General features: G+C 42.8%; 6 protein-coding genes and 1 pseudogene. 3 read left to right on the top strand and 4 right to left on the bottom strand.

Annotated elements, in window-relative coordinates; genetic code table 11:
* Positions 1 to 251: 251 nt before the first annotated feature.
* From ABJH64_RS18335 to ABJH64_RS18325, 3 genes are all read right to left on the bottom strand, one after another.
* Positions 252 to 4,367: an AAA family ATPase gene (locus ABJH64_RS18335; protein WP_348275664.1), complete on the bottom strand. Its 4,116-nt coding sequence runs from the start codon at positions 4,365 to 4,367 to the stop codon at positions 252 to 254.
* Positions 4,368 to 4,625: 258 nt separating this feature from the next.
* A complete protein-coding gene (locus ABJH64_RS18330; RefSeq protein ID WP_348275663.1) occupies positions 4,626 to 5,483 on the bottom strand; it encodes an N-acetylglucosamine kinase in 858 nt (285 codons plus the stop codon).
* A 179-nt stretch (positions 5,484 to 5,662) separates the two neighbouring features.
* On the bottom strand, positions 5,663 to 6,298 hold the full coding sequence (locus tag ABJH64_RS18325; RefSeq protein WP_348275662.1) for a response regulator transcription factor: 636 nt from the start codon (positions 6,296 to 6,298) through the stop codon (positions 5,663 to 5,665).
* Positions 6,299 to 6,764: 466 nt separating this feature from the next.
* Between ABJH64_RS18325 and ABJH64_RS18320 the strand changes: the two genes are divergently transcribed.
* The 3 genes from ABJH64_RS18320 (at position 6,765) to ABJH64_RS18310 (ending at position 13,759) form a co-directional block, all read left to right on the top strand.
* On the top strand, positions 6,765 to 10,016 hold the full coding sequence (locus ABJH64_RS18320) for a TonB-dependent receptor (protein WP_348275661.1): 3,252 nt from the start codon (positions 6,765 to 6,767) through the stop codon (positions 10,014 to 10,016).
* Between the two features lie 103 nt (positions 10,017 to 10,119).
* A complete protein-coding gene (locus ABJH64_RS18315; protein WP_348275660.1) occupies positions 10,120 to 11,826 on the top strand; it encodes a RagB/SusD family nutrient uptake outer membrane protein in 1,707 nt (568 codons plus the stop codon).
* A 97-nt stretch (positions 11,827 to 11,923) separates the two neighbouring features.
* Positions 11,924 to 13,759, top strand: coding sequence for a PQQ-binding-like beta-propeller repeat protein (locus tag ABJH64_RS18310; protein WP_348275659.1), 1,836 nt, complete (start codon positions 11,924 to 11,926; stop codon positions 13,757 to 13,759).
* A 207-nt stretch (positions 13,760 to 13,966) separates the two neighbouring features.
* Here the strand turns inward: ABJH64_RS18310 and ABJH64_RS18305 are convergent.
* Positions 13,967 to 14,159, bottom strand: a pseudogene (locus ABJH64_RS18305) (hypothetical protein); the annotation flags it as partial.

Here is a 14,159-nt window from a genome sequence, read left to right as displayed (position 1 = left end):
AATCCTTTCTAATAAGAAGCATCAATTAAAGCGCTTATTTGGACTTTGGAGTAGTTTACAAGCAACTACTTTCCAGCCCTCAAATGCCCTAAAAGAGTTTCTTCTGATCCTCAAATATTCAAAAACTCCATAAAAGTGAGAAATACCAGCTCTTGGTATTATAGCTACGCTTTTCTCCAAATGGATTAGTAATTCTGAATTGATTAAGCTTTTAAAAGCCTTTCAAAGCTTACTTAGGATTTAAGATACTTCTAAACAGGAAAATCAATTACTGCCAAAAAGCCTTTTCCAGGCTGACTTTCGATCTCGAAAGTACCATTGAGCAATTGTACTTTCGCCTCTATTCCTAGCAGTCCCATCCCCCAAAGCCTCCTTTCTTTTTGCAAACCTATCCCATTATCCTCTAAAGTGACATTGAGTGAATCCCCATGATGGATGAGTTGAAGACGAAGCTGTGAAGCTTGAGAATGCTTAAGTACATTCTGGATGAGCTCTTGACAAATTCTATACGTGGTAAGCTCAAGCTGATCTTCCAATCGTCCTTCAAAACCAAGAATCTGCAGATCAGCGCTAATTTTGGTAGAATCGTTGATATCCTCAATCAGCGATTTTAACGCAATAGCCAACCCAAAGCGCCTCAAGGAAACAGGGGACATGTGATGAGCGATGCGCCTTACTTCGCTAATCGCATTGTCTAACTTGTCCAAAGTTTCTCCTCCTTCAGTGGTGAGTTCTGTAGCGTCGTATTTCTCAAATAAGTTGGCCAGGCGAATCTTGATCGTAGAGAGCTGAGAGCCTAGGCTATCATGCAATTCCCCAGCTATTCTTTCCCTTTCATGCTCTTGAACTTTCAGTAGATCGAGGCTGTAGGCATTTTTCTGTTGCTCGATGAGCTTGACCAATTCTCGATTTTGCTGCACTTCTAATTTGATCTCTTCATTGAGCAGCAGACTTTTTTGATAGATCTTGGCATTTTCCAAAATAATCCCACCCTGGCTTGCGATGATTCTGATCCATCGGACAATTTCAGCAGGGTAATTTTTCTCAGTAAAACGACTCTCCAAATAGACGACCATAGAAAGTGACTCCGAAACCCCAACTGGAAAAATCAAGCAAGATTTGACCCCCGATTGTCTCAGTTGCACAATCTCTGGAAACCCCGTATCACTCGTCAATTCCTCATAAACGAACCGAGATTTTGTTCTAAGGGCCATCAAGAACAACCCTGATAAATCCACTTTGCTCGAATCTGGGTAGTTAGTTGCAGGAGGACAAAGTAGCTGCATTTTAGTATTGACTCCGAGCTGGCCGGAAGACTCCATCAATTGAATGGCAGCCCCACTGGAGGCAGAGATTCTGATGAGAATAGTCAGTAGCTTTTTGGTGATTAGTTCAGCATCCATATCACCGCCCAATTCTCTCAGGACGTTTTCAATATCGACAGGATTGCTTATTCTAGTCTTAGAATCAAAAAGAAAGGAATACTGCCTGATAAGTTGTCTTGCTTTCCTTTTTGCCTCCCAAAGCTCATAAAACCTCACCGCTTCAGCCATGTGATCCTTTGCATTCTTCAAGTCTCCGATGGATAGATAGTACTTACCGGTAAGCTCCTGGCTTAGTGCAGCCTGGTATAAGTTAGTACCGGCAGCTTGACGTGCACTATCATAGGCAGAGATCAATTCGTTTGATTCATGCCCGCTGATTCTTCCCAGTTCGGCTCGGAGCAACCAATAATCACTGGCATAATTGACCGGTGCATACCTGTACCAAACGCCTAGATTTTCAAAAATCTTATCCAGTTGAATTTTATTTTCCTCTTTTTCAGTTTCATTGAAATTTTGCCAATTCTGAGTTATAGCAAAGCTTAAAGTCAGCAAATTAGCTGGGACCAAAGGAGAGCCCTGCTGCAGGTTTTTATTGCGGTCTGCGATCAGAGCACTTTGGCATGCTAAGCCATAATACCCAAATAGAAAATAGTACCTCGCCAGCACGTAGTGGCGATAGAAAATTTCCTCTTGAAGGGTAAGCGTCCCCGCCAGTCCGCCGGGCTCATGCTTTGGCAAAGACAAAAATGGACTCTCAGTAGTCAAATAGCGAATCAACTCCTTCTGATAGTGCGTGATATAGTACGTCAACTCCATGCCTGGGTATGACTCTCTAAACTCAAAGGACAACAACCCTGAAATAGGTTTCCCACTTATGAAGTGTAAGTTAAACAGGTGGGTTTTCAAAATATACAAGCCTATCAAATCTCCGGACTTCCGACCCACTTCCATTCCTTCCAATAGCAAAGAGGCACTTTCCTCAAAAGCTTTTTTCCACGGCTGAATATAGAATGCAAAAACCCCCAATACCCTGCATCGGTATTGAAGATCATGAAGAGAGGTATTGACTTCAACTCCCTTTTTACCAAACTCAACTCCTTCGTCTAGATTTCCGGCAATGATCTGCATCCGGCCATAACTGACATATCCGATGGTACTGACGTTTTGCAGATCAAAATGGCGGGATCGCAAAATGAGTTGAAGTGCCGCCCAAGTCATCAGTGATTCTGACGTATGATGCATGGCCATTCCTCCCACATAGAGCAAGCGCAAAATAGCAGCTTGATTGTTCGAGTTTTGATTCCCAAAAACCAGCGATAAATTTCCCTGATCATTGGAAATTGCGCTTTGCAAAGATGGAATTTCCATTCCCAACTGAGTCTCATCCACGGGTAAGGACACGCCAAGCTCCAATAAAATTTCCTTGAGAATAACCAACGCTTTTCTATAGCGACCCAAGTGATTGTTGATGACAAGCTTAAATTCAAATGCCTCGGCGCGCTGATTTTCCAACACCAAATGCTCAATCAAAAAGTCCAATTGCACTTCTGCTAGGTCATACTCACCCATTAAATATTCAATTTTTGCTCCCTCCAAATAAACCTGAAAAAACACCTCATCGGCATCATCCCATCGAAGCCCCTTGATAAACGAGTGCGCTACTTTGATGAAAGACTTGGCCTGACCGAAGGCTTGTTCATATTTCTGGAAGCGAGCTACTTCCAAAATCAATTCGGTAGCTTGGATAAGCTCTTCCTTACTCCTAGGATGTTCAACAGATGCTTGCAAATGCTGCGCAATAATGACTTTCTGAGAATTAGTAAGTTCTTCTAATCCAGCGGAAAGTAGCGAGGTAGCAAGCTGGAAATGGTTTGTCGATCGGTCTTCCGGACTGAGTAGAGAATAGACAAACTCTCCAAATGAGCCTTCAGCGAAAGAATAACTGGTTCCATTCCGCTCCAAAATCCCTGCTGAAATCAGCAGAATCAACGAATCAGGATACTCGCTCCTATTTTCGCTAAGGAATTGCAAGTCTTTTTCAGTAATAATCTCTGCGCAGGCGATGAGTTGAAGCAGCTTTTTGCTGGAGGAATCCAAAGACTGAAATCGTTCCAATAGGAACTGAGTGGGATTCACACCTTGGTAGCGAGCACGGATCTCTTTTTGGTCCCCTACCCATTTGCCATCTTTTTCTATCAGCAATTGATCTTGAACCAGTGCTTCCACCAGGGAGGTGAGTAAGGCTGGGTTACCTTTACCGAGTTCGTGAAGCTGAGAAGCTAACTGCGGATCACAGGTTCCTTGAAGGATATGCTCTACGAAAAGCTTGCTTTGCTGCCAATTCAATCCATCCAATTCTATGCGTTGAATGTGTTTTTGGTCAAAACCTAACGAACTAATCAGCTGATTTACTTGACCCAGATCCTCCTTGGTATCGCGTACGGCACCAAACCACAGCAATTTGGAAGGTGGCAAATGAGTGAGTAAATACTCCAACAAATTGGCTGTGGACCCATCCATCCACTGTAAATCATCTGTAAAAAGGATGGTCACTTGATTCGAAAAATCACTGATGAATTCGAAGAGAATTTTGAATAAAGAGTAGAGTTGATTCTCAATTTTTGGTAACCTGGAATTGGCTGGAGAAGTGACAGGCCTATGAAGGACGGTCAACTCCGGCACGTAGTCGCAGAGCAAGGCATAATCATCGCCCAATATGGTGGTGAGTCCTGTCGAAAATTTTTCGAAGGTTTCCGAGTCCATCGCCCTGAATTTCTCCCTCAGGTAATTCCCAAGAGCCATTTTCAAACCCGCATAAGGTACGTTTTGCAATTGCTGGGATTGATTGCTGATCAGAACATCGAAGGGCGTGTTTTTCAGATACTTTTCGATCAAAAACGTTTTGCCTGCACCTGTTTTCCCGATGATCACAGCTCCTGTCCACTGCGTATTCGTAGAGTGAAGCATTTTTTTCAGATAGCCGTCAAGCTGATCCAGAAGCAACTTATGGATGGAGACTTCCGCTACTGTCTTACTTTTCATGGGAAACTAGGTGTGGTGATTTTAAGAGCTATAGAGCAAAGAGTTTTACTTCCTCGCTAAAATAACAAACTACCTTTCCAAAGCCCCTAAGTCCCTTACAAATCTCCTCAAGGAATCATGGGAACTGACCTAAAATAGGTCTATGCACTGAAGAAATAAGCCAATGACCTTGGTTACATGCGGTCAAACAATTCTATTTCCGCTGCAGCTACCTATTCAATTGCAGAAATATCCAGCAGTTTTACTTAGAAGCAATGCTTAAATTCTGGCGAAGGTATGGCTATGATAATTCACAAGCCCGTTCATTGGATGTTGCTCGATTGCCTGGATCGTTTCTCCAAATTCATTGGATACTTGTCTTAAGAAAGGTGAAAAATGGTAAGCGATAGATCCAGTAAAAGAAATCGGTGTGGCCAATCCCCTTTTCCTAAATGGTAAAATGTAGTACTCAAAAAACTTCCGGAAGTTGTACAGGATGATATGCTGAATCTCTGGGCATGAAGCATGATCCAATAAAAACGGGGTAAATGACGCCAAAAAACGATTGGGCAATGGCTGATTATAAATCTTGTCCAAGATCATCCGCTGGTCAAGATTGTGTTTTTCCAAAAAATCGCTTTTCAGCTGCTCTCCTAGATTACCCTGCAGTAATTCTCTGATCAAATCTCTGCACAAAACAGTTCCGCTGCCATAGTCTCCCAAAATATATCCCAAAGAAGGAACCGTCCCCGCAATTTTTTTCCCATCGTAAGCGCAAGAATTGGCTCCTGTACCCAAAATGCATGCAATTCCTGGCTCATTTTGGAACAAACTTCGAGCAGCACCAAGAATATCTCCATTTACCTCGGCAGGAATCTCGCCGGGAAACATCGCATCCAATACGGCTGCGACCTCTGCCGCCTTCTCAGGATGACCACAACCTGCCCCATAGAAAATCACTTGATCTACGTCAGAAATATTGCCCAGTAGTTTTTTGGCTAGTTCTTTTTTGATAGCCTCGGCACCGAGAAAATAAGGATTTAACCCTTTTGATTTAAGGGCAATCACCTCTTCACCAGATTTATCTACTAATCTCCAGTCTGTCTTAGTGGATCCACTATCGGCCAATAAAAGCATTCAACATCATTTTAATAGGGAGAGCTTTGGTTATTCCAATGCTTTATTTGCTACAAATATGTTTTTAAAAAATGCTTTCACTATCCCTGAAAATAGGGATTTGTCATAATCACCAATGGCAATACTAGCCCCAAGTATGCAGTGGAAATTATATAAAAAAGGATTTGAAAAAGTGGCACTTAATTAATCAACCCTCGCTTATATGCGTTGTTGACCAGTTCGGCTGTGTTTTTTGCTTTTAACTTATACAGCAGATTTTTGCGGTGAGTCTCCACTGTGTTTTTACTAATAAAAAGTTTCTCTCCTATTTCCAGGGTGGTCAGGCCAATGGCAATACTTTCCAAAACCTCCGTCTCCCTGCCAGAGAGTCGTTCATTCAATTCATACTTTGCCGAATCCTTCAAAAAACTAGACAATAAAATCCGATTAACTTCCTCGCTCACATAAGCTTCACCACTATGCAAGGTGTGAATTGCATCTACGAGATCTTTCTTACCCGTATTTTTCAGAATGTACCCACTCGCACCACTTTTTAGCATATCCGCTATAAAATGTCTGTCTCTATGCATGGACAATCCCAGAATCTTGATTTTCTTATTGGTTTTGCAGAGCTCTTTAGTCGCTTCCACCCCATCCATTTCCGGCATATTCACATCCATGATTACCACATCGACCGCTGTGGAGTTGCAATGCAAAATAGCTTCTTTGCCATTGCTAGCTTCACCGACCACTTTTACCCCAGGAATATCTCGAAGTAAGGCTTTTATACCATCTATGAACATCTGATGGTCATCGGCTATAAGGACATTAATCATATGCGTGGGATTTATATTATGGTTTACTAAGCTGTCACTTTACAAAAGTGGCTACTGCTATCAATTATACTGTCAGAAATTCCATCAATGGAGCATTACTAGTCTGAATTAGAAATAAGGATTTCTTTTCTTTTCAGGTGAAAAGCCTTCCGAAGGTATTTTTCATCCCATGGCAAAACTTACTTTTTTGCTTCCTATCACTTTTAAAAGCATGTATTTCGTCATCCAAGCAGCAATAGATTATAAAGCAAGTGGTTACTCTAAAATAGGAAGCTTTGAACTAAATAGCATTAGTGATTTGTAAATATCCCTGTTTTCAGGGATTGAATAGGCTGCATTTTTAAAAAGATTTGAGAGTTAATAAATGGGGACATGTGCATTGGCCAATTTTCAAGGAGTTAGGCTAGCTGCGGAGATCACTAGTTATTACGCATTTCTATTCATCACAACAAACTTTAATCACAACATGAAAAAACTTCTACATTGTTCTTTTGCAACGATGTGCTTTCTGCTTTTTCATTTTCAAGTAAGTGCTCAAACCCTGACTGTCTCGGGTACGATCACCAGTACTGAAGATGGATTGACCTTGCCGGGAGCGAGCATTTTGATCAAGGGAACTACGAAAGGTGTCACTTCAGACATCGATGGAAAGTATCAGGTAACTGCAGAAAAAGGCCAGGTGCTAGTTTTTAGTTTTATTGGAATGCTCAGCCAAGAGCATACAGTCAATGCGAATGAAACGCTAAATATCGCGCTTCAACCAGATGCTCAATCGCTGGATGAAGTAGTTGTGGTGGGTTATGGTACCCAAAAACGAAATGATGTGACCAGCGCTGTGTCCACCATCGATACCAAAGTCTTGGAGTCTAGACCTATCACAGACGTGGGTCGCGGTCTTCAAGGAACTACTCCGGGTCTGACGATCACTACCCCAAGTGGGCAGATTGGTCAGAATCCAACTATTCGTCTTCGTGGATCAGTAGGAACTTTGAGTAATTCGGGAGGTGCGCAACCATTGATTTTGGTGGATAACGTAGAGATCCCTAATCTCCAGCTAGTAAATCCAGAGGATATAGAATCTATATCAGTACTGAAGGATGCGGCAGCATCTTCGATTTATGGTTCACGAGCGGCTTGGGGCGTAATTCTGATCACCACTAAGAAAGGTAAAAAAGGAGAAGCTCCGAAAATCAACTACTCCAACAACTTTGCCTGGGCTACTCCCACAGTCACACCTACGATAGCTGGAGCTGCAGATGGTGCAGAAATGGCCTTCCAGGCACTTCAGCGCACCAATCCATCTACCAATGTCTTTGGTGTGGTAGGTATGTATTTCGATAGAGAGGGAATACAAAAAATGCGTGATTGGGAAGCACAATATGGTGGTCAAGACCTTGGCGACGAAATGGTCTTGGGCAGAGATTTCGAAATAAGATCTGGAAGACTCTTCTTCTATCGTCCATGGGATGCTGGGGACAAGTTTATGAAAAACTGGACTCCACAACAAAAGCATGACCTCTCTGTAGCTGGAGGAACTGATAAAACTACCTATAGACTCGGTCTTGGTTACTTAGGTCAGAACGGAGTTTTAAAAGTAAATCCAGACGAATTCAATCGTTATTCAGCAGATTTGAATTTGAGTACTCAGGTGACGGAATGGCTAGAGATGCGAGGCGGCGTGCTTTTCAGCAATACCAAATTCACAAGACCGTTCTATTTCTCAAGTGAGACTTATGATCCATGGTATTACCTGATGAGATGGCCAAAAACCTACCCATACGGAACATACGAAGGCTATCCTTTCAGAAGTGCGGTCACAGAAGTACAGCAGGCCAAAATGAACGAGGAAACCACTGGCTTGACCAGAATAAATCTTGGGACGACAATCACTCCGATTAAGGACCTCTCTATAGTAGCTAATTACACCTTTGATTCTCAAAATTCTCACGATCATCAGACTGGTGGTGTGGTATCTGCCTATAACTTCTGGTCCACGGGAGCTAACCTTCAATATGCCCCTTACACCAGTGCATCTTATAATAGAGTACAGTATGCATCCTCCTGGAGCAATAGAAATGTAGGGAAAGTGTTTGCTACCTACGACAAAATGATCGGTGATCATTCCCTGAAAGCGATGATAGGTGGCGATGCTGAGACCTATGAGTTTTGGTATCAAAGCTCTCAGCGAAGAGAGTTGATGGATTTGGACAGAGGTGAATTAGACCTTGCCTCCGGCGACCAATTCGTAGATGGAGCCAGAAATCAGTGGTCAACCGCCGGTGCTTTTGGTCGAATCAACTACAACTACAAAGGCAAATATTTCTTGGAGGTGAACGGACGCTATGACGGCTCATCCAGACTTTCTCCTACTGAAAGATGGGCGTTTTTCCCTTCTATGTCTGCAGGATATGTGATTTCTGAAGAATCCTTCTTCGAGCCTATTGTAGGTGTGATGTCCTTCTTCAAACTTCGTGGATCATGGGGAGCTATTGGCAATCAGAATGCCTTCCAAAGTGACATTTATAGAATTATGAATTCCTACTCATCAGGCTGGTTGCTTGGTGCAAACAATCAATTGACCTTCGGCACGCCGGGTGCACTTCCTACCTCGTTGACTTGGGAGACAGTGACCACGCTGGATTTAGGCTTTGATGCCAGATTCTTTAAGGATCGTTTTGGAATTGCTTTCGATTGGTACAATCGTACCACGAGTGACATGCACAGCGCGGGTGAGGTTCTACCTGCTTCCTATGGTACATCTGCTACCAAGCAAAACTTCGGTGAGCTAGAGACGAAGGGTTGGGAATTGGCTTTGGATTATAATCAAAAATTCAACAATGGGCTAAACTTAAATGCAACGGTGGTTTTATCTGATTACACAGAAACGATCACTGAATTCGCAGACAACAAAGGAATCAATTCAAATCGTCCGGGAAGAGTGATCGGAGACATCTGGGGCTATGAAACAGATCGACTGTTCACTGGCGATGACTTCGTGAAAGATGCAAACGGAGAGTTTGTATTGGACAAAGGTAAATATGTCCTCAATGAAGGAATTCCATCTCAGCAACTGTACGAAAGCGGCTGGTTCTACTATGGTCCTGGTGACGTGAAATACAAGGACTTGAATGGTGATGGTGAAATCACCTTCGGTAAAAACACCGTGGACGATCATGGAGATTTGAAAGTAATCGGTAATTCCACGCCAAGATATCAGTACGGAGTGCGCTTAGGAATGGACTTCAAAGGAATCGACTTGAGCTTTTTCGTGCAAGGTGTAGGTAAAAGAGACCTATGGGCTAACGGCCCAATCATGATTCCAGGTTACAGACCAGGTGAAGCATGGTTTGAGCATCAGTTGGATTACTGGTCTGAAGACAATCCTAATGCATTCTATCCACGTCCTACAGATGCAGGCGCTTCTAACAACTCCAGAAACTTCCTTCCTCAGACTCGCTACCTACTTGATCTCTCCTATGTAAGGATGAAAAATATCACGTTGGGCTATGCGCTACCTGCGTCTCTAATCTCAAAGATCAGCCTGGACAAAGTAAGAGTTTATGTAAGTGGTGAGAATTTATTTGAGTTTGACAAGCTAGACATCCCATTGGATCCAGAAGTAGATTATACGTCTGCGGGTAGAAATGACTCAAATACTTTCGGTAGAGTTTACCCATACAGCAGAACCCTGTCATTTGGATTACAGGTAACATTCTAAATTGATAGAACAATGAAATCGAGCGTGGCATTTATTTCAATGACTGAAATGACTATCAACCATGCGAGATTCCATTTGTCCTCAAAAATCAAATTATAAACAAATGAAACTAAGAATAATAGCACTCGCTCTCGGCATATTTGCGCTTTCCAGTTGTGAAGACTTTCTGGAAAAACCGCCTTTAGACAGCCTTACTGATGAGACCTATTGGTCTTCAGAAAATAATGTGAGAAGCTTCTCATGGGGATTTTACACAGCCTATTTCAGTGGATATGGCTCTGGTTTTACTTGGGGAAAATTCTTCTCCGGGCAAACCCTCAATGACGACTTCGCTCCCACTAGCCCTACACAGTTCCGTCGAACCGTCCCAACTGCAGCTACAAGTAGCTATTGGACATTCTCTTATGTGAGAAAGGCCAATATTTTCCTTGATAGAATTCAGACAGTGCCCATGAGTGATGAAGCAATCCTTCACTGGTCAGGTGTAGCTCGATTCTTCAGAGCATTGGAATATCACGAGCTAGTAAAGCAGTTTGGTGATGTGCCTTGGTATGATGAAGAACTCAGCGAAACAGATCCAGAAGCACTTTACAAACCTAGAGATTCTAGAGAGTTTGTGATGGATAGAGTTTTAGAAGATTTCGAATTTGCCATGAAAAATGTGCGGGTAAATGACGGAAACAAAGGTCTGAGTGTAAATCGTGCAGTAGTTCTAGCTTTTATGTCAAGAGTATTCTTGTATGAAGGCACTTGGCAGAAATACCACAAAGGCAATTCAGAAAAAGCCAAGCAGTACTTGGAAGCTTCTAAGAAAGCATCACTTGAACTGATGAATACAGGTGGATTTTCTCTTGGGAATTATAGAGAAGTTTTCAACTCACTGAATTTAGCAGGCAACCCTGAAGTGATTCTATACAGACACTATGAGCCAGGAATTCTTACCCATGCGCTTAACTCCTACAACAACCTGGAGCCTCAGACGGGTGTATCTAAAGATGCTGTAGAATCCTATTTATTAAGCGACGGATTGCCAATCGGTCTTTCTTCTCTTTATCAAGGAGACAGAGGGATTGAAAACGTGATGGCCAACAGAGATCCTCGTATCGTTGGAACCTTAGTGACAGATGAGTTGAGATTGAACGGTATTGCTTCTAATTACAGTACGACCGGATATGCTACCTTGAAATTCCTAAATGAAGTAATCAAAAATCAGCCAGAAGGTGGTTCTAACCTAAACTATACAGATTCACCTGTGATGAGATTTGGTGAGGTATTGATCAACTATGCTGAAGCTGTAGCTGAACTGGCTACCGTAGGTGGACCTGCACTTACTCAAGCAGATCTAGACATGTCTGTCAACGTGCTTAGAGATCGACCAGGTGTTAAGCTTCCACATTTGGAAGTAGTAGGTGAAGCCTCAGCAGTGAACGGCATGGTCTATGACGATCCTGCAAGAGATCAAGAAGTATCTCCGATCATCTGGGAAATTCGCCGTGAGAGAAGAATAGAACTGATGATGGAAGGTTTTAGAACTGATGATTTGATGCGTTGGGAAAAACTGGAATACTCAGATACCGAGGCAAATTCAGATATCAACAGAGGTGCTTGGATCAAAAAATCTGATTATCCTAAACTACAGAGCAGTGTGACGCTGACAGATGGAGAAGAGGGATACATCATACCATCCACAGCAGCAGTATCGCAGCGTTTATTTGTAGATCCTAAGGTGTACCTGGATCCTGTACCGTTGGATCAGATCACGCTCTATGAGCAAAATGGTGTCACGTTGACCCAAAACCCAGGTTGGTAAGCAACCTACCATTTCCTTAAAAATGTCCTTCTTTCTTCACTAGAGAGAGGGACATTTTTTTAAGAAACTATCCTACTCACAGAAATTTCACCCTACCATGAAGAAATTAATCCTACTAATTTTCCTATTGAAAATAGGTCTAGCATCTGCTCAGAATTTCAAATTTGCCTTCATTACAGACACGCACATAGGTTCACCGAATGGAGTTGCAGAAGAAGACTTAATGAGGACAGTAGCAGACATCAATTCTCTCGGAGGATTAGACTTTGCCATCATCACCGGTGACATCACCGAAATGGGAACCAATGAGGAAATCAAAAAAGCTAAGGAATTACTGGATGAGCTTGAGATCCCCTACTATGTCACTCCCGGCAATCATGATACCGGTTGGTCCGAATCCGGAGGAGTGAGCTTCATCCAAACCTTTGGGTACGATAAATTTGTATTCGAACACAAGGGTTTCAAATTTATTGGAACAGCATCTGGTCCCTATGTCCGTATGTCTGACGGACATATTCCCAGAGATGCAGTAGTTTGGTTAGATTCCGTACTTGCCGCTACCCCTGCCGATCAACCCATAATCAATGCGAACCATTATCCCCTAGACAACAGTTTGGACAATTGGTTTGAGATGACAGATCGGTTGAAAACTCGCAATACTCAATTTTCGATCTGTGGGCATGGGCATACCAACAAGGCCTATAATTTTGAAGGAATCCCTGGAACAATGGGAAGATCCAATCTCCGAGCGAAAGATGACGTTGGAGGGTTTACTATTGTTGAGATCACAGGTGACAAAGCGCTTTTCTCAGAGAGAACTCCAGGAATAAAAACAGCTGCTCCATGGAGAGAAATTGCCTTAGGGAAGCGAGATTATACAGCATCAGCGGGCTATGAACGTCCTGATTTTAGCATAAATGACCAATACCCACAAGTAAAAGTTAGGTGGAGCTACCACTCAGATGCGAATGTAATCTCCACTCCGCTAGTGAAAAATGGCAGTGTGTTTTTTGGGAATAGCCTAGGGAAATTTGAATCATTGGACGCGAGTACCGGAAAATCCCAGTGGGACTTCCAAACCAAAGGTGGGATCTTTTCTTCTCCTGTTGCCTATCAAGACTTAGTGATTTTCGGATCTGGAGATGGTTCCATATATGCGGTGAATTCAGAAAATGGTTCACTGAAATGGAAGCTTGTCACCAATGCTGCGGTGCTGGGCTCTCCTGTGCTGGATGGAGATAAACTTTATATTGGCAGTAGCGATGGCGTATTCAGGGCTCTTGACGCCTCTTCCGGTCGTGTGAGTTGGGAGTTTTCAGGTATTCAAGGCCCCGTGGTCAGTCAGCCCTTGGTGTCAAATGGAGTGGTGGTATTTGGAGCTTGGGACACCAAGTTGTATGGGTTGGATCAGGAAACGGGAAAGTTAAAATGGAGCTGGGACAATGGCTCAGCGAATCGGATGTTTTCTCCGGCGATGTGCATACCAGTTACAGCTGATGGAATAGTATATATAGTTGCCCCAGACCGATACATTACTGCGCTAGCTATAGACTCAGGAGAGGAATTATGGCGAAGTAACGAGGTAACTGTGCGGGAATCTATAGGTATTTCGGCGGATGGAAAATTGGTTTATGGCAAGACCATGAATGACGAGATTGTAGCATTTAACGCGGGAAGTACTAAGTCGCCAATAGCATGGAGAATGAACGTGGGCTTCGGCTATGAGCATGTTCCCTCTATGTTGATTGAGAAAAATGGAAGTGTTTATTTTGGAACGAAAAACTCTACGGTTTATAGTATCAATCCCACAACGCAACAAATAAACTGGGCGCATAAAATCGATAACTCTATGGCCAACACAGTGAATGTGTTAGCTGATAAATCGCTGGTAGTAGCGACTATGGATGGAAAAGTGGAATGGCTGGATTTCTAAGCCTGATCTATTCTTTGTGAATTTTCATAAGTTGAAGTCGTTTTGGGGTAAGTTCACAGACTAATATAAGTTCAATTTTGGTGCACATGAGGTCATGAAAAATCAACTACATTAGACACTAAAAATCTACTTCAAGCACTCTAAACACAAAAGAGGCTACCAATTGGCAGCCTCTTTTTGCATTCTACTATTCACATCAAGTGGGTATTAGAGGGTATCTACTTTCTTTTTTCTGCCTGAGTAGGTGTAGGAGGATTTACCTACTCTGAGTTCGGTACGTCTGTTGAGCTGATGCATGGCCTCGGTGCAGGATACTACGTTGCAGTCGTTGATCGGCTTGGTCTCCCCAAACCAGGTCTCTTCCATTCTGCTGTCTTCGATACCTCTTGCATTCAAGTAT

Source organism: Algoriphagus sp. (assembly GCF_039969895.1).
GTDB lineage: Bacteria > Bacteroidota > Bacteroidia > Cytophagales > Cyclobacteriaceae > Algoriphagus.
This window is presented reverse-complemented; position numbering and strand designations above follow the sequence as displayed.

Coding starts and splice junctions, on each gene's coding strand:
- ABJH64_RS18330 (WP_348275663.1), bottom strand. CDS start 5,483: ATGCTTTTATTGGCCGATAGTGGATCCACTAAGACAGACTGGAGATTA.
- ABJH64_RS18335 (WP_348275664.1), bottom strand. CDS start 4,367: ATGAAAAGTAAGACAGTAGCGGAAGTCTCCATCCATAAGTTGCTTCTG.
- ABJH64_RS18325 (WP_348275662.1), bottom strand. CDS start 6,298: ATGATTAATGTCCTTATAGCCGATGACCATCAGATGTTCATAGATGGT.
- ABJH64_RS18320 (WP_348275661.1), top strand. CDS start 6,765: ATGAAAAAACTTCTACATTGTTCTTTTGCAACGATGTGCTTTCTGCTT.
- ABJH64_RS18310 (WP_348275659.1), top strand. CDS start 11,924: ATGAAGAAATTAATCCTACTAATTTTCCTATTGAAAATAGGTCTAGCA.
- ABJH64_RS18315 (WP_348275660.1), top strand. CDS start 10,120: ATGAAACTAAGAATAATAGCACTCGCTCTCGGCATATTTGCGCTTTCC.